This is a genomic window from Actinomyces glycerinitolerans (genome assembly GCF_900098745.1).
GTDB lineage: Bacteria > Actinomycetota > Actinomycetes > Actinomycetales > Actinomycetaceae > Actinomyces > Actinomyces glycerinitolerans.
On sequence record NZ_FQTT01000001.1, the window covers coordinates 504880 to 528686 of the forward strand.

Below are 23807 nucleotides of genomic sequence, written 5' to 3' on the forward strand. Positions count from 1 at the left end.
CGTCACACAGCTGCCGCCCGGCGGCCGGCGCGGAGTCCTCTCAGAACCGCCTCATGGCCGCCCGGGCCACGCGGTTCACCTCGACGCCCGGGCCGCATCCTCCTAGCGGAGGAGATCCCCGACCTCTGAATCCGGGACCAACCAGGGTGTTCTCCTACCTGCGGATGAGCGCAAGGGCGTGTGCCGCGACGTAGCCTCGGGGTGTCACCCGGGCTGCGGCAATCGCCGCCGTGGCCCATCCCACCACCCGGCGGCCTCCAGCCGCCGCTTCCGGCCATGTCGGCCGACCGGAGGTGCGCCGTGAAGCGCTATGTCCTGCCCACCATCAAGCTGCTGATCGGCGTCGCAATCGCGGTGGCCCTGGTGAAGATCGCCTTCTTCCCCGACTCCGACTCGGGCACCACCGCGAACATCTCCCCCGGCATAAACGTCACCACGCAAACCACGGTCGTGACCACGGGGGACATCGCCAACACCGTGGACGTCAGTGGGCAGATCGTGGAGGACGCGGCCGTGGAGGCGCAGGCGACCCTGAACGGCGTTGTCGACTCCTTCGCCGTCAGCAAGGGAGCCACCGTCACCCAGGGGGAGCCGCTGGTCTACCTCAAGCAGGTTGAGCCGCAGCAGCCGATCATCGGCACCGACGAGGACGGCAACCCGGTGGAGACGCCCGTGGAGGACAAGGTCACCTGGTCGACCGTGTACGCGCCGGCCGCCGGCGTGGTCTCCTTCAACGTGATCAAGGACCAGGAGACGAGCGTCGGCATGGTGGTGGCCACCGTCTCCCCCGGTACCTACTCCGCCAAGGGGACTATCACCGCCGATCAGCAGTACCGGCTGACCAATGCGCCGTCGTCGGCCACCCTGACCGTGGACGGCGGGCCGGCGCCCTTCGACTGCACGGGGCTGACGATCGGCACCCGGGAGACCACTTCCACCACCACCTCAGAGACCGGCGAGGTCACCACCACCACCGGCGACGGCACCACCGTGGAGGTGCGCTGCGCGGTGCCCTCCGACCAGCAGGTCTTCCCGGGGCTGTCGGTAACCATCGGCGTGGATGCCGGCTCCGCCACCGATACGCTGATCGTGCCCGTCACCGCCGTCGAAGGGTCTGTCACCAAGGGGAATGTCTGGGTGGTCACCGATCCGGAGGACCCGGACGCCGCCGAGGAACGGGAGGTCGCGCTGGGCATCACCGACGGCGAGAACATCCAGGTCACCGACGGGTTGGCCGAGGGGGACGAGATCCTACTGTTCGTGCCGAACAAGGACACGGTGCGCACCGGCGAGCCGAACACCTGTGAGCCGGACGGATCGGTGTGCTACGACGAGAACGGCGAGGAGCTCCTGTGAGTCCGCTGCTGAGCATGCGGGGCATCGCCCGCACCTTCGAGGTGCCGGACTCCCCGCCTCTGAATATTCTCACCAACGTCGACCTGGACATTTCCGCCGGCGAGCATGTGGCCGTGGTCGGCCGCTCCGGCACGGGCAAGTCCACGTTGCTGAACCTGATCGGCCTGATCGACCAGCCGACCGAGGGCACCTACACCGTGGACGGGCGGGACACGCGCCGTCTGAGCGAGGCCAGGCGCGCCCACCTGCGGGGTCAGACCTTCAGCTTCGTGTTCCAGTCCTTCAACCTGATCGAGGGACTGTCCACCACGGAGAATGTGGCCGCGCCGCTCCTGTACGACACCGGCGCCGCCTTCTGGACCCGCACCCGCCGCGCCGAGGAGCTGCTGGCCTCCGTCGGCCTGGAGGACAAGCTCGGCTCCCCCATCGGTCGTCTGTCCGGCGGCGAGCAGCAGCGCGTGGCCATCGCCCGCGCCCTGGCCCGCCGCCCGCGGGTCATCCTGGCCGACGAGCCCACCGGCGCCCTCGACGTGGACACCGGCGCCCTGGTCATGGGGCTGCTGGAACGCCAGTGCCACGAGACCGGGGCGGCCCTGATCGTCATCACCCACGATCTGGCGGTGGCCGGCCGCGCCCAGAAGCAGTACCGGCTCGACCACGGGGTGCTCACCCCGATCATCGTGCGGCACGAGCGCACCGGCGGTCTGGACGAGTTCACCGAGGAGATCACCGACCCGTCGGCGGCCGAGAGCGACGGCCCGGCGGAGCCGCAGGGACGCCACACCGTGCAGCAGGAGGCAGCGTCATGACGGGCATCTTCACTGGATTCTTCGGGGCCCTGGTGGAGGCGTGGGCGCAGCTGCGCATCGGCAAGCTGCGGGTCATGCTCTCCCTGGTGGGCGTGGGCGCAGCCGTGGCCGCCATGACCTTCGTGATCGCCCTGGGCCAGGTGACCAGCGCGATCATCGACCAGGAGATCGCCACCTATGCGGGCCGCCCCGGCACCGTGCGCATCGAAGTCACCCCCACCGGCCGCGGCGTATCCGGCGGCGACAGCGGCACGAGCCCGACCGAGGCCCCGGGCGCGGAGGGCGCGGGCGGTGACACCACGGCCACCGAGCGCATCACCAAGGCGGAGATGAACCTGGTCGACCGCTACAGCGCCAACAGCTGGGCCACCAACTACCTGCAGAACCTGCGCATCGCCTTCCCAGGCGGATCCCGCAGCGTGGAGACGACCGTCGTCAGCCTCGGCTACGGCACCCTCCACCACACGGCGGTGGCGCAGGGCCGCTGGTTCTCGGCCGAGGACGAAGACGACCTCTCGCCGTCGCTGGTGGTCTCGCAGGGCTTCCTGGAAGAGCTGGGCTACACCACCCTGGACGGTCCGCTGACCGTGCGCGCCTACTCCCCCGCCCAGACGACCTTCACCATCGTCGGGGTGCTCAAGCCAGACGACCTGGCCTGGTGCGAGAACGACGTCGATGCCGCCAACTACTGCTACCAGACGATCAGCGCCTTCGCACTGACCGGACCGTACGAGCAGTGGCTGGGTGGCGAGGCGCAGGCCTCCCTGCCCGCGCCGACGTTGGAGATCTGGGCCGGCCCGGAACAGGAACAGGAGCTGATCAGCCTGGCCACCCAAGACCTGGACTCCCAGTTCGGGGCGGGATCCACGAACGCCTGGTCGAACACCGACGGCATGCAGGGCCTGGACACCGGCGGGTTCACCACCACGGTGACCATTGCGGGCGTGTTCGTCATGATCCTCGGCGCGCTCAGCCTGATCAACATCTCCATGGTGACGGTGCGCCAGCGCATTCACGAGATCGGCGTGCGCCGCGCCTTCGGGGCGACCAGTCGGCGCATCTTCTTCTCCATCATGCTGGAGTCGGTGGTGGCGACCGTGGTCGCCGGGATCATCGGCATCGGTATCGCGATCGTGGGGATGCGGGTAGCGCCGCTCGGCACGCTGCTGGGGGTGGGGGTGGAGACCCGGCCGCCGTTCCCCATGTCCGCCGCCCTGATCGGGTTGATCGCCGCGACCGGGGTGGGTGCCCTGTCCGGCATTATCCCGGCGGTGGTGGCCGTGCGCATCAAGCCCATTGACGCGATCCGCTACTGACCGCGGCGCGGCAGGGGTTTACCGGGCGCGCCGGGCGTAACCGAGCGGTGCGTTCCACCGGTTGCCCTCGCGATCCACGACCTCGGGGCGTGTTCCACGACCGCCCCGGGATCGTGCGACATGCACCAAGGTCGTGGAACGTCAGTTACCCATGACGAAGGCGCGATGGCGCAGGCTGCCGGGACGCAGGTCGGTGACGTGCACGGAGGCGACATTCGCCCAGCGGGGGCCGTGGTACAGCCAGGCGATCATGCGGGCGACGTCGTCGGCCGGCCCCTGGGCGAAGACCTCCACGTCGCCGTCGTCCAGGTTGCGTACCTCGCCGACCAGCCCGAGCCGCTCCCCCTCCTCCATGCAGGACCAGCGGAAGCCGACTCCTTGCACGCGGCCGGAGACGATGGCGTGAATCGTGCGCCGGCGTTCGGTGTCGGCGCTGGCGGAGTCGTCCCCGGAGTGGGCGGCGGCCCGGTCCGCAGCACTCTTGTCCGTGGCGTCGGCGGCGGGTTGGTTCGCCGGACGGCGGAAGACGTCGAAGAAGCTGCGCGGCATATGCCCATTGTCGCAGGAAACCGGCCCGCCTTACAGGGCCGACGGCGCACAGGGCTGACGGCACACACGTACACTCGGGCGTTATGCGCGTAGCCACCATCAACGTCAACGGCATCCGGGCCGCAGCCCGCAAGCACATGGACTCCTGGCTGGAGTCCAGCGCCCCGGATGTACTGCTGGTGCAGGAGGTGCGAGCCGACGAGACCACCGCGGCCGCGCTGTTGCCCGGGTACGAGTCGGTGATCTGGCCTTGCCGGGTGAAGGGAAGGGCCGGCGTCGCCGTCGCGGTGCGCCAAGGGGCGCCGGTGACCGTGGGCGCGGTGCGTCGCGGTGTCAGCACACCGGAGAGCGAGGAGCCGGATGTGGACTCCGGCCGCTGGCTGGAAATGGACCTGACGGCCACCAACGGCACCGGGGCACGAACCCCGCTGACGGTTGTGTCCGCCTACTTCCACTCCGGCCAGGTCGGGACGATCAAGATGGATCAGAAATACGCCCACCTGAACCTGGTGGACGCGCGCATGACATCGCTGCTGGCAAGCGCGGCGGCCGGCGGTCCACAGGTGCTCATGGCCGGTGACCTGAACATCGTGCGCTCCGAGCGGGACATCAAGAACTGGCGGCCCAACCACAACAAGTCCGCAGGCGTGCTGGATGAGGAGATCGCCTACCTCGAGCGCTGGTTCGGGGCCGGCTGGGTAGACGTGGCCCGCAGTCTCGCGCCCGACGCACAGGGCCCGTACACCTGGTGGTCGCAGCGCGGCAAGGCCTTCGATAACGACGCCGGCTGGCGCATCGACTACCAGGTGGCCACTCCGCAGTTGGCCGGGCGGGCCCGCGCCTTCACCGTGGACCGGGCGCCCAGCTACGCCGAGCGCTGGTCGGACCACGCCCCGCTGGTGGTCGACTACGACCTCTGAGGCGGTTCGTCGCTTGTCGCCCAGGCGACGGTTCGTCACAAACGCCGGCGGTTCGTACTTTCCGGTCGGCGGTTCGTACTTTCCGGTCGGCGGTTCGTACTTTCCGGTCGGCGGTTCGTACCTCCTTACGACGGTTCGGCACCTACGGGTACGAACTGCCAGGCCGAAGTACGAAGCGTCGAAGCAAAGGTACGAACCGTCAGACTCGCGCGGATGTTGACCGTCGACTTACGGCACAGCCAACACCTCAAAACAGGCACCGACAAGAACCCGGGCCCGCCGATCGCCTTGCTGACGTCATGCAAAGCAATCTCGCCGAGGCATACCACCCTCGCCGCACAGGTGCGATTCAGGGCAACGGGCTCATCGTGTTCATCCAGGCCCGCGGCTGCAACACCCACATTCTTCCCTGCGGAGAGGCATCAAGCACCTGGCGGACAACGCTGTCTGGTTCGCGCAGTGCCGGTGTCTTGAAACGCACTACATGCCAACCGGCCCGCTTGAGCCGGTCCTGGCGGATTCCCTCCTGGAATACCACATCATCTCCCGCATACTTCAGGGCGCCATCAAACTCAACGTCGAGCATGATGTCCGGCCAGGACAGATCCAGGAAGTACTCGTTGTTCTCAGCGACTACCCGGTGCTGAAGTTCCGGCAGCGGAAAGCCTGCCGCCAGGAGAATCCTGCGCAGCTCACTCTCGCCCGGCGACTCCGCCCAGGGAGACAACAGCTTGAGCAGGCTCTGTGCGCGTACCCGCCCGTTGCGGTGGCGGTAAGAACTGAGCCGCTCTTCAACGTCGGCAACCAGCTCTTGCCACAGCGCGTTGGTGTCTCGACTCCGCCAACGGTCCGGGCGGCAGTGGACTCTCAGCAGCGAGTCACCTGCCACCAACGCGTCTGCGGGCGGTAGGTCAAGCAGACAATCGGTCAACGTACGGGCGAGCGAAGTCACCGGCACACCGTTGATGGTGACAATGTCGTGCTCGCTGAGGTCTTCGCGGTAGTGACGGCGCAGTTGCACCTGTCGTCCCAACCGTTCCGCACGTTCTAACGGGACACGCTCGCACCTGGGGACCCGCCTCGCAAGTGTTCCACCATAAATCACCCGCGGAAGAGCGGTGGTGGTCAGACGCGGTCTATACGACAGCACGACATCAATATCGGGCTCGAATCTGCGCAGCGATCCCCCATGAATGAGTACCGCGGCCTCGTATGCAATGGCGATCGTACCTGTGCCAGCATGCAGCGCGGCAACGGCCCTGGCCAGGGTCACTTCACGTTTTTGGGCCCAGTGCCCGGCAGAGACCTGCGGCAGGAGAACCTGTCCACGCATGATCGGTACCGCAGTTTCAGGAACGGCGCCAAGGCATCCGGTGGTGGATACGACAGCTGGGAGCACAGCGGAAACGTGAACGGTCATAACTACAGCATGGAGGATGTCAGCGCCGTGCCACATCTGACCGTTCACAAGTTTTTGAATGAGTGGCGCACCAACCACACCTGTGGACGTCGGTGGGCCGGCACACCGTGCGCAGCCAACACTCCCGGACCACGCAGCCGTACGACGGTTCGGCACCAACGCCGACGGTTCGTACTTTCCGGTCGGCGGTTCGTACCTCCTTACGACGGTTCGGCACCTACGGGTACGAACCGTCACGCCGAAGTACGAAGCGTCGAAGCAAAGGTACGAACCGTCAGCCAGATTAGCCCCGTGAACCGCGTTGCAGTCCATTCGAGACGTATCACAGCGGGAGCAACAGCCAGGTGACGCGGCCACGAACCGCTGATCCCGGGCGCAGCGCGTATCAGCCGACGGCGTTGCGCTCGGCGATCTCGACGACGTTGGCCAGCAGCAGGGCGCGCGTCATCGGGCCGACTCCCCCGGGGTTCGGGGACAGCCAGGCGGCGACCTGGTCGACGCCGTCGGCGACGTCGCCCATGATCCGTCCCTTGCCGGTCTCGGGGTTGACGACACGGGAGACGCCCACATCCAGGACTACCGCCCCGGGGGCGACCATGTCGGCCGTGACGATGCCGGCCGAGCCGGCGGCGGCGATGACGACGTCGGCGCGGCGCGCATGCGCGGCCAGGTCGCGGGTGCCGGTGTGGCAGACGTCGACGGTGGCGTTGACGTCCTTGCGCATCAGCAGCAGGCCGATGGAGCGGCCCACGGTGACGCCGCGGCCGATGACGCACACGTTCTTGCCGGCCAGGTCGATGCCGTGGCGGGTGATCAGCTCGATGCAGGCGCGCGGCGTGCACGGCAGCGGCGAGGTGATCGGACCGGTGCCGCGCAGCACCAGGCGGCCGAGGTTGGTGGGGTGTAGGCCGTCGGCGTCCTTGTCGGGGTCGACGCGCTCCAGGATGGCGTTGGTGTCGATGCCGGCGGGCAGCGGCAGCTGGACAATGTAACCGGTGCAGGCGGGGTCGGCGTTGAGGCGGTCAACGGCCGCCTCGATCTCCGCCTGCGTGGCGGTGGCCGGCAGGTCCACGCGGATGGACTCGATGCCGACCTCGGCGCAGTCGGCGTGCTTGCCGGCCACGTACTTGACACTGCCGGGATCCTCACCGACCAGCACCGTGCCCAGACCCGGGGTGATGCCGCGCTCACGCAGGGCGGCCACGCGCTCGGCCAGCTCGGCCTTGAGCGCCGCGGCGGTGGCCTTGCCGTCCAGGACGCGGGCGGCGCCCGTCCACGGGGCCCTCACTGGGCCAGCCCCGGGTAGAGCGGGAAGGCGTCGGTGAGCGTGCGCACGCGTCCGCGCAGGGAGGCGAGCAGCTCGTCGTCGGCCTTGCCGGCCGCACCCGCCACCAGGGCGGTGGCGATGATGTCGGCGACCTCGGTGAACTCGGTGGGGCCGAAGCCGCGGGTGGCCAGGGCCGGCGTGCCGATGCGCAGGCCGGAGGTGACGCGCGGCGGGCGCGGGTCGAAGGGGACGGCGTTGCGGTTGACGGTGATGCCGGCGTCGTGCAGCAGGTCCTCCGCCTGCTGGCCGTCCAGGGCGGAGTCACGCAGGTCCACCAGCACCAGGTGGACGTCGGTGCCGCCGGTGACCAGCTTGATGCCGGCGGCGGCGACGTCGTCGGCGAGCAGCCGCTGGGCGAGGATCGAGGCACCCTCAAGGGTGCGGGCTTGACGGTCCTTGAACTCGTCGGTGCCGGCGATCTTCATGGCGACGGCCTTGGCGGCGATCACGTGCATGAGCGGGCCGCCCTGCTGACCGGGGAAGACGGCGGAGTTGAGCTTCTTGCCCCACTGCTCGGCGCGGTTGGTCAGCAGCATGCCGGAGCGAGGGCCGCCGAGGGTCTTGTGGACGGTGGTGGACACGACGTCGGACCACGGCAGCGGGGAGGGGTGCAGGCCGGCGGCGACCAGCCCGGCGAAATGGGCCATGTCGGTCCACAGGGCGGCACCGACCTCATCGGCGATGGAGCGGAAGGCCTCGAAGTCGAGGTGGCGGGGGTAGGCGGACCAGCCGGCGATGATCACGCGGGGGCGCTCGCGCAGGGCGGCCTCGCGCACCTGCTCCATCTCGATGCGGTGCGTGGTCTCGTCCACGCCGTAGGCGGTGGCGTGGTAGTTCTTGCCGGAGAAGTTGATCTTCATGCCGTGCGTGAGGTGACCGCCGTGGGCGAGCGACAGGCCGAGGATGGTGTCGCCGCCGTTGGCCAGGGCGTGCAGGACGGCGGCGTTGGCCTGGGCGCCGGAGTGCGGCTGGACGTTGGCCCACTCGGCGTTGAAGACGGCCTTGGCGCGCTCGATGGCCAGGGATTCGGCGACGTCGACCACCTCGCAGCCGCCGTAGTAGCGGCGCCCGGGGTAGCCCTCGGCGTACTTGTTGGTCAGCACGCTCCCCTGTGCCTGGAGGACGGCGCGGGGCACGAAGTTCTCCGAGGCGATCATCTCCAGGGTGCCGCGCTGGCGGGCGAGCTCGTCGTCGAGGACCTTGGCGATCTCCGGGTCGAGGTCGGCCAGGGGTTGGTTGTTGAGGGCGGTGCGGGCGGTGGCCGCGGAGTCGGTCATGGTTCTCCTGATGTGTGCGCGGCGCAGGCCGCGCGTGGGCGTCGACCTCGGCCCAGGCGGGCGACCAGGTTCTCCGTTGCTGCGTCCCGGAGCCACCGCAGGGTGCGGGCGGACCCGTGACGTGCCGCCGCTCCCCGGTGGTGACCACCTTTTCGCCAGTCGCGACGACGGCCCCATGCTAGCGCCGACGACGCGGCGGGGCCAGGTGGGGCAGGGCGCTTCGGGCCGGCGCCCCGGCATCCCCGCCGCGGCCGCCAGTGACCGCGCAGGTTCACTCCCGCCCGAACCAGTCCTCCAGGCCGTCGGGGGAACCGGCCCAGGCCAGCGCCTCACCCATTTCGTCAGGCCGCAATAGAATCCGATGAAAGGCGTCAGCCACGCTTGCGCACTGCGCATCATCGGCGACTCCGGTGACCACCAGGTGACAACGCGGGGCATCGGGGGCGTGTTCGCTCAGCCCGGAGGCGGCAAGTTCATCCACATGCATCTGCGGCACGGCGTTCCAGAGCCCGGCCTCTCCCACGCTCACGACCCCACCGGCCACCTCCCAGGTGCACACGCGCCCGGGGCGGCTGGGCAGCCAGAAGCAGCCGCGGGCGAGCAGACCGTGACCGGCCAGGTCGGCGACGAACTCGCGTAGCCGCCCGGGGTGGAAGGGCAGCTCGGAGGACAGGTCCAGCGTGCGCACGCCGTGCTCGTCGGGTCCGCCCCACGCCCTGGTGGTGGCGGGGTGCACGCGCGCGAGCGCCGAATCAACATCGTGCCGAACGTTCAGCAGCTCCGGAAGCAGCGGTGCGTCCAAGCCCGGCAGGAGCAGTGTGTCGTGAGGGCGCAGATGCTCCACCAGGTCCCGACCAACCGGGTCCTCGCCGAGGGCGACAACCACATCCGCGTAGCCGATGGCAACCATGTGGATCTCGCCACTACAACGCCCGTCGGCGGCGTAGGACTCACCGGCGAATGCCGACAACGGCCGATGCTCCAATAGGTCCTCCGCGGCAGAGTCTGCATCAATGACGTGCGCGACTCCGGCCAGCACGACCCCCGGCAAGAGTTCCAGCTCGTCGACCAGAGTCGGGACCAGATGAACCAGTTCCACTCCGACGGGAAGCATGATGACCGTCGTGCCATCCGGCTCAATCCGAGCGCGATCCTCGCCGACGGCGACCAGCACCTCCCGCAGCGAGCAGGTCCAGCAGTCCTTCGAGCGCGGTATGTCGATCACGGAGGTGGTACTGGAGGCAGCATCAGACATGGAAGCGGTTGTCAGCCGAACGACTCCGTGTTCCCCTTGCTCAGGAAGGAGCCTCGCCCGTATGACGAGTGCGCCTTCTCCGTGAAGTGCGAGAGCGGTCAGATCCAGTAGTGCGGGGTCGACGGCGCTGATGATGGTGAGGCAGTGCACGGCACCTCCAGTTGACGACAATGAGAATCGTTCGCATATAGTGCCTCTCATGAGCCGCTACTGCCAAGTCACCGGTGCCCGTCCGGCCACCGGGTACTCAATCTCACACTCCCACCGTCGTTCCAAGCGGCGGTGGCTGCCCAACTTGCAGACCAAGCGCTACTGGGTACCGTCTCTGGGACGCACGGTCAAGCTCAGGGTCAGCGCCAAGGGCATCAAGATCATCGACCGAGTGGGCATCGATGTTGTCGTCGCCAAGATGCGCGCCCGAGGGGAGCGAGTCTGATGGCAGCACCCAAAGGCAGGGATCTGCGTCCGGTCATCAAACTGGTTTCCACCGCCGGCACCGGATACACCTACGTCACCCGGAAGAACCGCCGCAACACCCCCGACCGCCTGGTCCTGCGCAAGTACGACCCGATTGCTCGCTGTCACGTCGAGTTCAAGGAGTCCCGCTGATGGCCAAGAAGTCCAAGCTCGCCGCCGATGCGCGTCGCCGGCGGATCGTGGCCCGCTACGCCGAGCGACGCGCCGAACTGAAGCGCGACAGCATCAACCCGACGCTCTCCGTCGAGGAACGCCAAGCCGCCATGTCCGCCCTGCATGCGCTGCCCCGCGATGCCTCCCCCACCCGGGTACGCAATCGCGACGCGGTGGACGGACGTCCCCGCGGGTTCGTCCGCAAGGCGGGCGTCTCACGCGTCCGCTTCCGGGAGATGGCCCTGCGGGGCGAGCTACCCGGCATTACCAAGGCCTCTTGGTAGCTCCCTCATCGACAATCTCTAGACTTCAGGAGTCGCTCCATGCGTCCAGGAATCCACCCCGACTACCATCCCGTTGTCTTTCGCGATAAGGCCGCAGACTTCGCCTTCCTCACGCGTTCCACCATCACGTCGCCCCACACCATCCAATGGGAGGACGGCAACACCTACCCGCTGGTCGACGTCGACATCTCCAGCGCCTCACACCCGTTTTGGACGGGGAAGGGACGCATTCTGGATACAGCCGGACGGGTAGAGAAGTTTGAGCGCCGCTACGGCAAGCGCTCCCGCTGATATCCCCCTACACCGTTGAAAGGAGACTCCATGAAGGTCCGCGCCTCTATCCGCTCACTCGCCAGGCAGCCAGGCAGCAAGGTCGTGCGCCGTCGCGGCCACACCTACGTCATCAATAAGAAGAACCCGCGTTTCAAGGCCCGTCAGGGCTGAGCCCAAGCCGCGGGACGGACCGCGACGAACGGACCGCGACAAACGGATCGCGACAAACGGATCGCGACAAACGGACCGCGACAATAGGCTCCCGGCCCCGTCTTCGCGGCATCGGCGACCTTGGCGCCCCGGGCGTACGCTCGGGGCATGTCGCCTTCCCGTCCCGTTCTGGTAGTCCTCGGCGGGTTGCCCGCCACCGGGAAGTCCACCGTGGCTCGCGAACTCAATCGCGACGGCGCCCTGTCCTACATTCGAATCGACTCCATCGAGCAGGCGTTAAGAGCCTCCGGTGAGATGGGCAGCGGCGGCGTCCAGGGCTCCGGGTACGCCGGCGGTTACGCCGTTGCGGGTGACCTGCTGGACGGCGGTAACGACGTTCTCGCCGAGTGCGTCAACCCGCTGCCGCTCACCCGCGACGCGTGGCGGAATACCGCCCGGACCCACAATGCGGTTCTGATCGAGGTCGAGCTGGTCTATTCCGATCCCGCTGTTCACCGCGAGCGCGCCGAGAGCCGCGACGTCGACATCCCCGGCCTGGAGGTGCCCGGCTGGCGGGCGATACAGGCACGCGAATACCACCCGTGGGACGACGCCGCCGTGCTGCGCATAGACACTGCCACGACCAGCCCGCAGGACGCCGCCGCTGCCATCCGCGCCGCCGCGCGTGCCGCCGTGGGCTCCTGATACCCGCGCTCCGTTCCCGACGCCGTCGCGACGCGCCTCCAGTCCGCCCTTCGTCTCTAATTCCCCGCTCCCACCGCACCCGGCTACCCTCCTGCCATGACCACGCCCGCCCCCACCGCACCCGCCGACGCCCGCCACCTTGTGCTGACCCTGTCCTGCCCCGACCGCCCTGGGATCGTCAACGCCGTCTCCGGCGCGCTGGCCCGACGCGGCGGCAACATCACCGAGTCCAAGCAGTTCGGCGACGAGGCGTCTGGGCTGTTCTTCATGCGCGTGCAGGTGATGACCACCGTGGCCCGTGAGGAGTTGGAGAAGGACCTGGCCGAGCTGGCCCGCACCTATTCCATGACCTGGTCGCTGGACGAGGTCGGCCGCCCCATGCGTACCCTGATCATGGTGTCCAAGGAGGGCCACTGCCTGACCGACCTGCTCTTCCGCGCCCGCAGTCAGGGCCTGCCGATCGACGTCGTCGGCGTGGTCGGCAACCATGAGGACCTGCGGCCCGTGGCCGACTTCTACGGCGTCCCCTTCCACCACATCCCGGTGACCAAGGAGACCAAGGCCGACGCCGAGGCTCAGCTACTGGAACTGGTGGACTCCCTGAACGTCGAACTGGTGGTGCTGGCCCGCTACATGCAGATCCTCTCCCCCACCCTGTGCGAGCGGCTCCACGGCGGGGTCATCAACATCCACCACTCCTTCCTGCCCAGCTTCAAGGGCGCCAACCCCTACCGGCAGGCGCACGAGCGCGGCGTGAAGCTGATCGGCGCCACCGCCCACTACGTCACCCCCGATCTGGATGAGGGCCCCATCATCGAGCAGGACGTCACTCGCGCCAACCACGAGGACTCCGTGGAGACGCTGCGCGCCAAGGGGCAGGACGTCGAACGCCGCGTGCTCGCGCAGGCGGTGCGCTGGCACGCCGAGCACCGGGTGCTGCTCAACGGCCTGCGCACCGTCGTCTTCGCCTGACGCCGGCCCCACCCCGGCGCGGGTTTTCCTGACGCCTCTTGAGCCTGCCCGGCGACGGCGAAACACTGACGCCGTGTCCATCGCCCTCGCCCTGCACCTGCTCGCCGCGCTAGCCACCGCCATGGTCGCCGGCTTCCTCGTCATGTACTGCCTGACGATCGGCGGCTTCTTCAGCCATATGGTGCGCACCGGTCAGATCGAGGCTCTACAGCGCCATTACGCGCCCTTCCGACGCCGCACGCATCTGAAGACCACCTACGCAGCGGCCATGCTCCTCCAGTTCTTCGCGTCCGTGGCGGCGCTCGCCGCAAGCTGGCACACGCCCCTGATCGGCCGCGTCCTCGCCGTCGCCGCCCTGCCCCTGTTGCTCACCGTCCACCGGGTCACCGGCTTCACCGAACCGGAGGAGACGCTGGTCTCCGGTCGGCCGATCGCCTACGACGCCGCCGCCCGCTACCTGCGGCTCAACCTGCCGCTGCACGCGCTATACGCCTGCTTCTACACGCTCGCCGCGACCTGGCTGCTCGTCGAGCTCGCGCGCACTTGAGCGGTACGTGCCCATCCACCAGGTCCGCTTCCAGGGTCGCGCCGAACTCGCGCGCGCGTGAGCGGTACTCACCCCCCGACGGCGCCGCCGGCGTCGCCCCGTCGAACTCTCGCGCGTGAATGGTCGGTCGTTCCGGTCGGGCCCGGGCACGCCGGCAAGCCGTCTACCGCGGCTTCGCCACCTCAGACCGGCCGCGCGGCAGCCGGTTGAGCCGCTCCGTCATGACCAGGCCCAACAGGGCCAGCGCCAGGAGGTAGAAGGGGAGCAGCCACAGGCCGACCCGGCCGGAGATGAGCCCGAACAGCGGCGGCATGATGGTGGTCCCCGTGTAGGCCGCCGCCATCTGGATGCCGATGATCGCCTGCGAGTTGGCGCGTCCGAAGTTGGCGGGCGTGGAGTGAATGACCGCCGGATACACCGGGGCCGCGCCTATGCCGGCCAGGGCGAAACCGACGAATGACACCTGTCCCAGTGGCAGCGCCACGATCGTCGCGCCGACGGCCCCCAGTAGGAAACCGCCCCTAATGAGCTGCCGGTCCCCGACCCGGTCGGCGAAGAAGCCGCACAGGAAGCGGCCAGCGGTCAGCCCCAGGATGAACAGGGCCCCGAAGGACGCCGCCGTGGATGCGTCAAAGCCCCGGTCGGAGACGAAGAAGGTCGCGCCCCACAGCATGGCCGTCTGTTCGAAGGCGCAGTATGCGAAGAATGCGAGCAGGACGGAGGGGACCCCGGGGATGCGCAGCGCCGTCCGGAGCGAGACGTGCCCGCGGGCACTGCCTGCAGCGCCGTCGGCCGCGGTGGCCTCGGAGGACGCAGCCTCCCCTGTGGACTCTCCGGGACTGGCCGCCGCAACACGCTGCCACAGCGGGAGGCTGGCGAGCAGCACCGCCGCCAGCCCGACCTGCAGCAGGCCGATCGTCCGGTATGCGGCCGGCCAATTACCGTCGGCGGACAGGGCCAGACTCATGACGAAGGGACTGATGGACGCGCCCACGCCCCAGAAACTGTGCAGCCAGTTCATGTGCCGCGCCGTGTAGTGGAGGGCCACGTAGTTGTTGAGCGCCGCGTCGACCGCCCCCGCGCCCAGGCCGTAGGGGACGGCCCACAGGCACAGCATCCAGAACTGGCTGGCGGTCGAGAAGCCCAGCAGCGCCACGGCCGTGAGCACCACGCTCACAGTGGTGACCAGCCCCGCGCCGAAACGCCGGGTCAGCCGCTCGGAGGCGAGGGAGGAGACGATGGTGCCGACGGCGATGATGAAGGTGACTCCCCCGGCAAAGGACACCGGTACACCCAGGTCCTCGTGCATGACGGGCCAGCCCGCGCCCACGAGCGAGTCCGGCAGACCGAGACTGATGAAGGCCAGGTAGATGATGGCGAGTAGCAGCAGATACACGAGGAGCCTCTCCGAGCAACGGCAGGCGGCGCTGAGCGCCGGGGAGTCGATCAGCACCAATCACGAAATTAACCGACGACGCTATTTTAATAGTCCCTTCCCGGGTTACAAGGGCCGTTCGTCCACATCGCGCCCCACCCTCGCCCACACGGCGGGCCTACGCGGAGTCCTGAGCGAGTGCACCGGCTTCATCGGCCAGCCGCGCGACCGCCAGCCGGTCGACTTTGCCCGGCCCGCGCAGCGGCAGCGCATCGACGACGACGATCCGCTTTGGAGCATGCGCCCCGTCCAGTCGCTGCCGCGCGGCCGCCCGCAACTGCTTCGCCCAGACCCGCCGGTCGCCAGGCTTCGCCGTTGACTCCGGCACGACGGCGGCCGCCACGGCACTGCCCCACTGGGCGTCGGGCACCCCGACGACGCAGGCCTCCGCCACCCCGCCCAGCGCGGTGAGCGCCTGTTCGACTTCGCGCGGAACGACCTTGATGCCGCCGGTGATGATGACGTCATCCACGCGTCCGAGCACGGCCAGGCGCCGTACCCCGTCCGTGCCGTCGATCAGTTTCCCGATATCACTGGTGAGCAGATCGCGGCGGGCAGCCGGGTCGCTCCGCTCGCGAAAGACCGCCGCGCCCGCCGACGGCGCCAGCCCCGCTCCCCTCTCGGCGTACCCGTGGGCGAGGACCGGCCCGGCGAGCACGACTCGGCCCACCCCGTCGCCGTCCGGGTTCTCGATGCGCACCTCCACCCCATCCAGCGGCACGCCGTCGTAGATGCAGCCGCCGCCGGTCTCGCTCATGCCGTAGGTCGTCACCACCCGTACCCCGGCGGCGCGGGCGCGCTCCAGCAGGGCCGGGTCCGCGGCGGCGCCGCCCAGCAGGACGGCGTCGACGCGGGCCAAGGCTGCGCGTGCCCGTTCCTGCCCCGGGGCGAGGGCCCGCACCAGCTGGGTGGGTACCAACGAGACGCGCACCGGGTCGCCCGGCCGGGTGGCGAGCGCCCGCGTGATCGCGTCCGCGAGCGCGTCGGGGCTGAAACCGCGCGAGGTGTCCGCGACCACCGGTGCGCGCCCGGCGAGCAGGGAGCGCATCACTACCTGCAGCCCGGCGACATGCTGCGCGGGCAGGGCCAGCACCCAGCTGCCGGGCCCGCCCAGGCGTGCGTGCGTGGCACGCGCGGAGGCGGTTAACGCCCTCATGCTCATGGCCACCAGGGCGCCGGTTCCGGTGGTGGAGCCGGAGGTGCGCAGCAGTAGGTCCACCTCGGGATCGATGGCGGGACTGTGCGGATCCAGGCGCCGGGCCAGGTCGGATTTGACGGCCTCGGCGTCCTCGCCCGGACCGATGGGGACCAGCAGGGGGCGGGCTTTCCCGCTTTCCCCGGCGCCTGCCTCGAACCGGTCGCGCAGCGCCGTGATGAAGGCGACGGCATCGTCGGGGCGATTGCCCCCGCGCAGGAGGAACAACGGGCGGGGAAAGGTAGTTGTCGAAGACACAACTACCAGGGTGGCACGCCGACCGGCCGCCGCCATAGCTCTACGAACGGTTAGGCTAGATACGTGCGTGCCGTCCCCTACATCCTCGCGCTGGCGCTGGCCCTCTACGCCCTGCTCGACTGCATACGCACCCCGTCTGAGAACATGCCGGCGCGCCTGCCCAAGCCCATGTGGATCCTGCTCATCCTGGTCATGGCGGTGGTCGGACCGATCGCCTGGATCATCACCTCGCGGGTGCGTGCCGCCGAGGAACGCGGCGGCGAGATCGAGCGCACCGTGTGGTCCTCCAAGGAGCGCGTCGACCTGCACCTGGCGGAGCGCCCTCGCCCGGTTGCACCCGACGACGACCCGGAGTTCCTCGCCCACCTCGAGCAGGACATCCGCCGTCGTCGCCGCGACAAGGACGCGGGCACGAACGACGCCCCCGGCAACCGGAATGAAGACTCCGACAAGAACTCCGACGATCACGGTGCGGATGGCCCGGGCGTTCCCTCAGACGGTTCTCCGACGTCGTGATCCTCCGGCCGACGTCCCGGACAGCATCCGGCAGCACTCAGGCATCGCCCATAGGCGCCGACAGACCCGGGCACTCACCGGAAGCTCCAGCACCTGGTTCTCGGGTAGGTGCGCTCGTAGCCTCCTCCCGCGCCGTCAGCTCGGCTCGTAGGGGGCGACGACGATCTCGACGCGCTGGAGCTCCTTGACGTCGGCGTAGCCGGTGGTGGCGAGCGTGCGGCGCAGGGCGCCCATGATGTTCAGGGTGCCGTCGGCGCGGTCCGAGGGGCCGGAGAGGATCTGCTCCATGGTGCCGACGGTGCCGACATGGCTGCGGTAGCCGCGGGGCAGCCGCTCATGGCGGGCCTCGGCGCCCCAGTGGTAGCCGCCGCCGGGAGCCTCCTCGGCGCGCGCCAGTGCAGCACCCAGCATGACGGCGTCGGCGCCGCAGGCGATGGCCTTGACGACGTCGCCAGAGTTGCCGACCGAGCCGTCGGCGATGACGTGCACGTAGCGGCCGCCGGACTCGTCCATGTAGTCGCGGCGGGCGGCAGCCACGTCGGCGACGGCGGTGGCCATGGGCATGTGCAGGCCCAGGACCTGGCGCACGGAGGAGGAGGCCCCGCCGCCCTGGCCGACGAGCACGCCCGCCGCACCGGTGCGCATCAGGTGCAGGGCCGCGGTGTAGGTGGTGACCCCGCCGACCACCACGGGCACATCCAGCTCATAGATGAAGCGCTTGAGGTTCAGTGGCTCGACCGAGCCGGACACGTGCTCGGCGGAGACGACCGAGCCGCGGATGACCAGCAGGTCGACGCCCGCTTCGACGACCGTGCGCCAGTGCCGCTGCGTCTGAGAAGGGCTGAGGCGTCCGGCGACGACGACGCCGGCCTCGCGAATCTGCGCCAGCCGGGCGGTGATGAGTTCGGGCTGCACCGGCGGGCGGTAGACCTCCTGCAACACCGCGGTGGCCTGCTCCGGGTCCGCGTTGCGGATGCGCTCCAGGGCGGGGGTCGGGTCCTCGTAGCGGGTCCACAGGCCCTCCAGGTCGAGCACGCCGATGCCGCCGAGTTTCCCCACCAGGATCGCGGTCTCGGGACTCATCACCGAGTCCTGGGGCGAGGCCATTACCGGTAGGTCCACGTGGTAGGCGTCCAGCTGCCAGCCCACGCGCACGTCGCGCACATCGCGGGTGCGGCGCGCCGGGACCAGCGCAATGTCGTCGAAGGAGTAGGCCTGTCGGGCGCGCTTGTCCCGCCCGATCTCAATCTCACCGCTCATGAAGAGCATCGTAGCGAGCATCGCCCCGGACACCTGCGTCTCCGGTCGCGCTATTCGTGTCGGAGGGCGGTGGCACACTCGGCACATGAGCGAGCAACCAGTACCCATGCCGACCACGGCGCCCAGTTCCTGGGCCTTCGGCCCGCTGCTCGGATTCGACACCGAAACCACCGGGGTCTTCCCCACCGCTGACCGCCTGGTGACGGCGGCTCTCGTCGCCCGCGGCCCGCGCGGCGCCGACGGCTCGCGCACGCAGCAAATCACCACCTGGCTGGCGGACCCGGGCGTGGTGATCCCCGCGTCGGCCACGGCCGTGCACGGCATCAGCACCGAGCGCGCCCGCGCCGAGGGGCGCCCGGTCGGCGAGGTGCTTGAGGAGGTGGCGGCGACGCTGGCGGCGGCGATGGCCGCGGGCACGCCCGTGGTCGCCTACAACGCCGCCTACGACCTGACCCTGTTGGAGGCCGAACTGACTCGCCATCACCTGCCCACCCTGCGCGCCCGGCTGGGCCGCGAGTTGGGGCCGGTGGTGGACCCGCTGGTGATCGATCGGCGGGTGGACCGCTACCGGAGGGGCAAGCGGCGCCTGACGGACCTGTGCGCCTTCTACGGGATCGACCCGGAGGCGGCCGGCCTGCACACCGCGGAGGTGGACGTGGTGGCCACCCTGGATGTGCTCGACGCCATGGCCTACGCCCACCCGGAGATCGCCCGCATCCCGCGCGCGGAACTGATGGCCTGGCAGGCGGCCGCGCACCGCGACTGGGCGGTCTCCTTCAACGACTTCCTGCGCCGCCGTGGCCGCACGCCCGACGTCGACACCGCCTGGCCGCTGCCCGACGGCGTGTGACGGCGCCGACGGCAGGCCGGCCCGCCCAGTCTCGCGGCGCGCCCGGTTGCAGCGCGCCCGCGGTCAGGATGCGCGGCCGGTGTAGTTGGGGGCCTCGACGGTCATCTTCACATCGTGCGGGTGGGACTCCTTGAGGCCGGCCGCGGTGATGCGCACGAACTGGCCGTTGGCCTTCAACTCGGGGATGGTGCGCGCGCCCACGTAGAACATCGACTGGTGCAGACCGCCGACCAGCTGGTAGACGACGTCGGCCAGCGCCCCGGAGAAGGGCACCTGCCCCTCGATGCCCTCGGGAATGATCTTGTCGTCCCCGGAGACGTCGGCCTGGAAGTAGCGGTCCTTGGAGTAGGACTTGCGGCCGCGCGAGCTCATGGCGCCAAGCGACCCCATGCCCCGGTAGCGCTTCCACTGCTTGCCGTTGACGAACACCAGGTCGCCGGGGGACTCGGTGCAGCCGGCCAGCAGGGAGCCGAGCATGACGGTGTCGGCGCCGGCCACCAGGGCCTTGGCGATGTCACCGGAGTACTGCAGGCCGCCGTCGGCAATGAGCGGCACGTCGGCGGGAGTGCAGGCGCGGGCGGCCTCATACACGGCGGTCACCTGGGGCACGCCCACGCCGGCGACCACCCGGGTGGTGCAGATGGAGCCGGGACCGACCCCCACCTTGACGGCGTCCACGCCGGCGTCGATGAGCGCCTGGGCGCCCTCGCGGGTGGCGACATTGCCGCCGATGACCTCGATGCCGGAGAAGGCCGGGTCGTGCTTGAGCCGGGAGATCATCTCCAGGGCCAGCTTGGCGCCGCCGTTGGCCGTGTCCACCACGATCACGTCGACGCCGGCCTCGGCCAGCGCCCCGGCCCGCTCCCAGGTGTCGCCCCAGTAGCCGACGGCGGCGCCGACCACCAGCCGGCCCGCCTCGTCCTTGGTGGCATTGGGGTACTGCTCGGTCTTGACGAAGTCCTTGACGGTGATCAGGCCGGACAGGCGGCCGTCGGAGTCGACGATCGGCAGCTTCTCAATGCGGTTCTCGGCCAGCAGCGCCTTGGCGTCCTCCCGGGAGATGCCGGTGGGACCGGTGATCAGTCGCTCGCGCGGGGTCATGCACTCGCGCACGGTCAGGGTGTCCCAGCGCTCGGGCGGCACGAAGCGCAGGTCGCGGTTGGTGATGATGCCCAGCAGGTTGCCGGCGTCGTCCACGACCGGCAGGCCGGAGACCTTGTAGTGGCCGCACAGCTCGTCCAGCTGGGAGATGGTGGCGTCCGGGCCGACCGTGACCGGGTCGGAGACCATGCCGGACTCCGAGCGCTTGACGCGGCGCACGTGCTGGGCCTGCTCCTCGATCGAGAGGTTGCGGTGCAGGATGCCGATGCCGCCCTGCCGGGCCATGGCGATGGCCATGTCGGATTCGGTGACGGTGTCCATGGCGGCGCTCAGCAGCGGGGTGGCCAGGGAGATCTTGCGGGTCAGGCGGGAGGTGGTATCGACTTCGGAGGGGATGACGTCGGTCAGCCTGGGCAGCAGGAGGACGTCGTCGTAGGTGAGTCCGGTGGGGGCGAAGATGTCGGGGCTGGTGATCGAGTCGCTCACAGCAGCATCGTAGAGCCCCGGCGGCACCCACCGCACACGGGGATGCGCCACAGCCCCGGAACAGCCCTGTGGGGCGGCAGGCATGCGCCTACCGCCCCACAGGCAACGTCAAAAACCTCGGCAGGTGCCGGGTCAGCGGGTGACAACCGCCAGCACGTCGCGCGCGGACAGGATCAGGTAGTCCTCGCCGTCGTACTTGACCTCGGTGCCGCCGTACTTGGAGTAGATGACGACGTCGCCTTCGGCGACGTCAACCGGGATGCGCTTGCCGGAGTCGTCGACGCGGCCCGGGCCCACGGCCAGAACCTTGCCCTCCTGCGGCTTCTCCTTGGCGGTGTCCGGAATGACCAGCCCGGACGCGGTGGTCTGCTCGGCCTCGACCGTCTGCACGACGATGCGGTCCTCGAGCGGCTTGATGGAGATCGACATGCGTTCTCCCCTTCTCGCTTCTTGAGTATGGAATGACTGGATGCCGCATCCCGGGAGTGCCGAGCCGCCGTCGCGGGGGTCGGTCCGACACGCGTGAGCTGCGGGTCGCGCGAGAAGCCGAAGCACCTCGCGCGCCGAAAGAGAATCTACGCGCACCGTTAGCACTCAGTCAACGCGAGTGCTAAGACGCGCATCCCGGTTCGCCGAGGGCGTGCCCCCACGGCGCAGCGCGCCCGAGTCTCGGCCACCGGACCGACGGCGCGCACAGTCCGTCGCTCACGCCGCCCGGTTGGCGCGGGTGAAGGCAATGGCCTCCTCCACACTGGTCTCCCGGTCCCCCAGCAGCGGGGTGCGGTTGGTGGCCACATCCCAGGCGGCCTTGACCGCGGCCCCGCGCTCACGCAACCAGCTGTAGGTCCAGGTGGAGCGGTTGGCACGGGCACGCGCGTCCCCGACACCGCTGGCGTCCACGCCGACGGCGCGGCACACGGCCACCGCTCGCGCCTCATGGAAGTCCTGAGTGACAAGGATCGCGTCCGACACGCCGAAGACCCGGCGAGCCCGTACGCAGGTGGCGTAGGTGTCAAAACCGGCGTAGTCGATCGCGATCGCCTCGCTGGGGATGCCGGCCGAGACCAGGTAGTCGTACATGGCGATGGGCTCGTTGTAACTGGCCTGTCCGTTGTCGCCCGACACCAGGATCGCGTCCACCCGCCCCGACTCGTACAGGTCGGCGGCCACGTCCAGCCGGTAGCGCAGCCACGGGGAGGGCTCGCCGGATGAGTAGACGGAGGCACCCAGGACGATGGCCACCGGCGCGGTCGCCTCGTCGTCGGAGGCCCCATAGTCGGTCACATGCCCGGAGGCGGACGCCCACACCCAGGCGTTGGGCAGCGCCACCGCGGCCACCGCGAGCGCCACGATCCCGCCCACGACCCACCGCCAGCGGCGGCGCTTGTCGCGTCGTGCCACGCGTGTCCTCCTTCTCCCGGCCGACGGCCCGGACGTTTCGACTGCGGGCCGAGCGGCCCATACGGACGTGCCAGCGTAGCCCCTGCCGGACGGCGGCGCGGGGATAGTGAGACGGGTCTCCCCGGCGTCGCGCGGGCGGGTCGGCGTGTCATGATTTCGTGCGATGGACGGCTCCGACCTCGCCCCGCTGCTGACCCCCGAGGGTTGGCGGCTGCTCGAATCATTGCCACCCTACGACCCCGACCAGGCCCTCGTACTGTCCGAATCACTGCGCCGCGAGGGCCACTCCCCCGCGCTGGTTTCGGCCGCCCTGACGCAGCAGCGGCTGCGCCGGCGCGCGGCCACCAAGTTCGGCCCCTTCGCAGACCGCATGTTGTTCACGCCCGACGGACTGGAGCAGGCCACGCGACTGGCCGTGTCCGCCCACCACGCCGCCCGCTACGCCCGCGCCGGCAGCCGGTTGGTGGCCGATCTGGGCTGCGGAATCGGCGGGGACGCGCTGGCACTCGCCTCGCTGTGCCCGGGCGTGCTGGCGGTGGAGCGCGACGAGGCGACGGCGGCACTGGCCACCGTCAACCTCACCCCCTTCCCCAACGCCGAGGTGCGGTGCGCCGACGCGCTGGAGGTGGACCTGGCCGCCGCGGGTGTGGACGCCGTCTTCGCCGACCCGGCGCGCCGCTCCGGTGGGCGGCGCATCGCCGACCCCGAGCGCTGGTCGCCGCCACTGCACAGCGTGCTGGCCCTGCGCGAGCAGGTGGCGGCCCTTGGCGTCAAGGTTGCTCCCGGCATCGACCACGCGTCGCTGCCCGCCGACGCCCACGCCCAGTGGGTGAGCGTGGACGGCGAGGTGGTCGAGGCCGGCATCTGGTGCGGCCCGCTCGCCCCGGAGGGCCCCGGCCGCTCCGCCCTGGTGCTGCGCACGGGCGCCGACGGCGAGTCCTCCGCCCATGTGCTGGCCGACCCCGACTGCGCCGACCCCACCCGCCCGCCGGTCCAGCTGGACCCGATCGCCGGACCAGAGGCATTGGGAGACTTCATTCACGAGCCCGACGGCGCCGCCATCCGCGCCGGGTTGGTCGCCCACCTGGCGGGGCGGCTGGGCGCCCACCCGGTCGGCCACCGAATCGCCTACCTGACCGGCGCAGCACCTGTCGGGCCGGAGCTGGCCCCCTTCCTGCGCTCCTGGCGGCTGGTTGAGGTGTTACCACTCCACCTGAAGGCGCTGCGCTCGCGCGTGCGCACCCGCGGGATTGGCCGCCTGGAGATCCACGCCCGCGGCGTCGACGTCGCCCCCGACGCGTTGCGCGCCTCACTGCATCTGCGCGGGCAAGCCGGGGAGACCTGGCTGCTGACCCGTATCGGCGAGCGCGGCGAGCACGGCCGCTCCCCCCGGGGCGTGGTGCTCGTCGTCGCGCCCGTCGAGGCCGCGGTGCCCGCGCCCGGCCCCGCCCCAACGGGTTCGGACCCCGCCGCGCCGTCCCCGCTCCCACGCCCGGACCGTTCAGCACCTTAAGC

General features: G+C 69.9%; 26 protein-coding genes. 15 read left to right on the forward strand and 11 right to left on the reverse strand.

All coding sequences use genetic code 11. The annotated features are described in order from the left end of the window. Positions 1-300: 300 nt before the first annotated feature. From ACGLYG10_RS02075 to ACGLYG10_RS02085, 3 genes are read left to right on the forward strand one after another with little or no spacing between them, the layout of a single operon-like run. Complete coding sequence (locus ACGLYG10_RS02075) at positions 301-1356, forward strand: permuted SH3 domain-containing protein (RefSeq protein ID WP_234416095.1); 1056 nt, start codon at positions 301-303, stop codon at positions 1354-1356. Next, positions 1353-2165, forward strand: a complete 813-nt coding sequence (locus tag ACGLYG10_RS02080) for an ABC transporter ATP-binding protein (protein WP_170866429.1) — start codon at positions 1353-1355, stop codon at positions 2163-2165. The genes ACGLYG10_RS02075 and ACGLYG10_RS02080 overlap by 4 nt, the downstream gene beginning before the upstream one ends. After that, positions 2162-3481, forward strand: a complete 1320-nt coding sequence (locus ACGLYG10_RS02085) for an ABC transporter permease (protein WP_073327446.1) — start codon at positions 2162-2164, stop codon at positions 3479-3481. Before ACGLYG10_RS02080 ends, ACGLYG10_RS02085 begins: the two co-directional genes overlap by 4 nt. A gap of 141 nt (positions 3482-3622) precedes the next feature. Here ACGLYG10_RS02085 and ACGLYG10_RS02090 read toward each other — a convergent pair whose 3' ends face one another. Beyond that, entirely contained in the window at positions 3623-4030 is a 408-nt protein-coding gene (locus ACGLYG10_RS02090; protein ID WP_083565310.1) for an acylphosphatase, read from the reverse strand. A gap of 83 nt (positions 4031-4113) precedes the next feature. On the opposite strand from ACGLYG10_RS02090, the gene ACGLYG10_RS02095 reads away from it, so the two are divergent. Continuing rightward, on the forward strand, positions 4114-4950 hold the full coding sequence (locus tag ACGLYG10_RS02095) for an exodeoxyribonuclease III (protein WP_073327448.1): 837 nt from the start codon (positions 4114-4116) through the stop codon (positions 4948-4950). A 349-nt stretch (positions 4951-5299) separates the two neighbouring features. On the opposite strand, the gene ACGLYG10_RS15725 is transcribed toward ACGLYG10_RS02095, so the two are convergent. The 4 genes from ACGLYG10_RS15725 to ACGLYG10_RS02115 all read right to left on the reverse strand — a co-directional run bounded on the left by ACGLYG10_RS15725 (position 5300) and on the right by ACGLYG10_RS02115 (position 10430). Beyond that, positions 5300-6370, reverse strand: coding sequence for a hypothetical protein (locus tag ACGLYG10_RS15725; RefSeq protein ID WP_139240707.1), 1071 nt, complete (start codon positions 6368-6370; stop codon positions 5300-5302). Between the two features lie 385 nt (positions 6371-6755). Next, positions 6756-7658 (reverse strand): bifunctional methylenetetrahydrofolate dehydrogenase/methenyltetrahydrofolate cyclohydrolase, encoded by a 903-nt coding sequence (locus ACGLYG10_RS02105; RefSeq protein ID WP_073327451.1) that lies wholly within the window; start codon positions 7656-7658, stop codon positions 6756-6758. After that, positions 7655-8974, reverse strand: a complete 1320-nt coding sequence (gene glyA / locus ACGLYG10_RS02110) for a serine hydroxymethyltransferase (RefSeq protein WP_073327452.1) — start codon at positions 8972-8974, stop codon at positions 7655-7657. The genes ACGLYG10_RS02105 and glyA overlap by 4 nt, the downstream gene beginning before the upstream one ends. A gap of 271 nt (positions 8975-9245) precedes the next feature. Beyond that, the gene (locus tag ACGLYG10_RS02115) at positions 9246-10430 is read right to left on the reverse strand and encodes a GTP-binding protein (protein WP_083565313.1); all 1185 of its coding nucleotides are present in this window, start codon (positions 10428-10430) and stop codon (positions 9246-9248) included. On the opposite strand from ACGLYG10_RS02115, the gene rpmB reads away from it, so the two are divergent. The 8 genes from rpmB (at position 10429) to ACGLYG10_RS02155 (ending at position 13790) form a co-directional block, all read left to right on the forward strand. Next, positions 10429-10665, forward strand: a complete 237-nt coding sequence (rpmB, locus tag ACGLYG10_RS02120; RefSeq protein WP_073327455.1) for a 50S ribosomal protein L28 — start codon at positions 10429-10431, stop codon at positions 10663-10665. The genes ACGLYG10_RS02115 and rpmB overlap by 2 nt on opposite strands. Beyond that, complete coding sequence (gene rpmG / locus ACGLYG10_RS02125; RefSeq protein ID WP_073327457.1) at positions 10665-10838, forward strand: 50S ribosomal protein L33; 174 nt, start codon at positions 10665-10667, stop codon at positions 10836-10838. The genes rpmB and rpmG overlap by 1 nt, the downstream gene beginning before the upstream one ends. Next, a complete protein-coding gene (rpsN, locus tag ACGLYG10_RS02130; protein WP_073327458.1) occupies positions 10838-11143 on the forward strand; it encodes a 30S ribosomal protein S14 in 306 nt (101 codons plus the stop codon). The genes rpmG and rpsN overlap by 1 nt, the downstream gene beginning before the upstream one ends. A 39-nt stretch (positions 11144-11182) precedes the next feature. Continuing rightward, positions 11183-11434, forward strand: a complete 252-nt coding sequence (locus tag ACGLYG10_RS02135) for a type B 50S ribosomal protein L31 (protein ID WP_073327460.1) — start codon at positions 11183-11185, stop codon at positions 11432-11434. A gap of 30 nt (positions 11435-11464) precedes the next feature. Then, positions 11465-11587: a type B 50S ribosomal protein L36 gene (ykgO, locus tag ACGLYG10_RS02140; RefSeq protein WP_073327461.1), complete on the forward strand. Its 123-nt coding sequence runs from the start codon at positions 11465-11467 to the stop codon at positions 11585-11587. Positions 11588-11734: 147 nt separating this feature from the next. Continuing rightward, positions 11735-12271: a P-loop nucleotide/nucleoside kinase family protein gene (locus ACGLYG10_RS02145; RefSeq protein WP_073327463.1), complete on the forward strand. Its 537-nt coding sequence runs from the start codon at positions 11735-11737 to the stop codon at positions 12269-12271. Between the two features lie 96 nt (positions 12272-12367). Further along, entirely contained in the window at positions 12368-13243 is an 876-nt protein-coding gene (gene purU, locus ACGLYG10_RS02150; protein ID WP_073327464.1) for a formyltetrahydrofolate deformylase, read from the forward strand. A gap of 73 nt (positions 13244-13316) precedes the next feature. Next, positions 13317-13790, forward strand: a complete 474-nt coding sequence (locus ACGLYG10_RS02155) for a hypothetical protein (protein ID WP_073327466.1) — start codon at positions 13317-13319, stop codon at positions 13788-13790. A gap of 163 nt (positions 13791-13953) precedes the next feature. Here the strand turns inward: ACGLYG10_RS02155 and ACGLYG10_RS02160 are convergent, their stop codons facing one another. Both ACGLYG10_RS02160 and ACGLYG10_RS02165 read right to left on the reverse strand, forming a co-directional pair. Beyond that, positions 13954-15243 carry an MFS transporter gene (locus ACGLYG10_RS02160; RefSeq protein ID WP_244542530.1) on the reverse strand — a complete coding sequence of 430 codons (1290 nt, stop codon included), beginning with the start codon at positions 15241-15243 and terminating at the stop codon, positions 13954-13956. Positions 15244-15343: 100 nt separating this feature from the next. After that, positions 15344-16678 carry an AMP-binding protein gene (locus ACGLYG10_RS02165; RefSeq protein ID WP_244542531.1) on the reverse strand — a complete coding sequence of 445 codons (1335 nt, stop codon included), beginning with the start codon at positions 16676-16678 and terminating at the stop codon, positions 15344-15346. A 63-nt stretch (positions 16679-16741) separates the two neighbouring features. Between ACGLYG10_RS02165 and ACGLYG10_RS02170 the strand changes: the two genes are divergently transcribed. Continuing rightward, positions 16742-17194 carry a PLD nuclease N-terminal domain-containing protein gene (locus tag ACGLYG10_RS02170; RefSeq protein WP_073327470.1) on the forward strand — a complete coding sequence of 151 codons (453 nt, stop codon included), beginning with the start codon at positions 16742-16744 and terminating at the stop codon, positions 17192-17194. Between the two features lie 135 nt (positions 17195-17329). Here the strand turns inward: ACGLYG10_RS02170 and ACGLYG10_RS02175 are convergent, their stop codons facing one another. Next, positions 17330-18454 (reverse strand): GuaB3 family IMP dehydrogenase-related protein, encoded by a 1125-nt coding sequence (locus tag ACGLYG10_RS02175; RefSeq protein ID WP_073327832.1) that lies wholly within the window; start codon positions 18452-18454, stop codon positions 17330-17332. 85 nt (positions 18455-18539) lie between these two features. Here ACGLYG10_RS02175 and ACGLYG10_RS02180 point away from each other — a divergent pair, with 85 nt between their 5' ends. Then, the gene (locus tag ACGLYG10_RS02180) at positions 18540-19304 is read left to right on the forward strand and encodes an exonuclease domain-containing protein (protein ID WP_073327472.1); all 765 of its coding nucleotides are present in this window, start codon (positions 18540-18542) and stop codon (positions 19302-19304) included. 63 nt (positions 19305-19367) lie between these two features. Here ACGLYG10_RS02180 and guaB read toward each other — a convergent pair whose 3' ends face one another. The 3 genes from guaB to ACGLYG10_RS02195 all read right to left on the reverse strand — a co-directional run bounded on the left by guaB (position 19368) and on the right by ACGLYG10_RS02195 (position 22292). Then, positions 19368-20891: an IMP dehydrogenase gene (gene guaB / locus ACGLYG10_RS02185; protein ID WP_073327473.1), complete on the reverse strand. Its 1524-nt coding sequence runs from the start codon at positions 20889-20891 to the stop codon at positions 19368-19370. Between the two features lie 132 nt (positions 20892-21023). Then, positions 21024-21320: a co-chaperone GroES gene (gene groES, locus ACGLYG10_RS02190; protein ID WP_073327475.1), complete on the reverse strand. Its 297-nt coding sequence runs from the start codon at positions 21318-21320 to the stop codon at positions 21024-21026. A gap of 276 nt (positions 21321-21596) precedes the next feature. Beyond that, positions 21597-22292: a SanA/YdcF family protein gene (locus ACGLYG10_RS02195; RefSeq protein ID WP_083565315.1), complete on the reverse strand. Its 696-nt coding sequence runs from the start codon at positions 22290-22292 to the stop codon at positions 21597-21599. A 163-nt stretch (positions 22293-22455) separates the two neighbouring features. Between ACGLYG10_RS02195 and ACGLYG10_RS02200 the strand changes: the two genes are divergently transcribed. After that, the gene (locus tag ACGLYG10_RS02200) at positions 22456-23805 is read left to right on the forward strand and encodes a THUMP-like domain-containing protein (RefSeq protein WP_083565318.1); all 1350 of its coding nucleotides are present in this window, start codon (positions 22456-22458) and stop codon (positions 23803-23805) included. Positions 23806-23807: the final 2 nt, after the last annotated feature.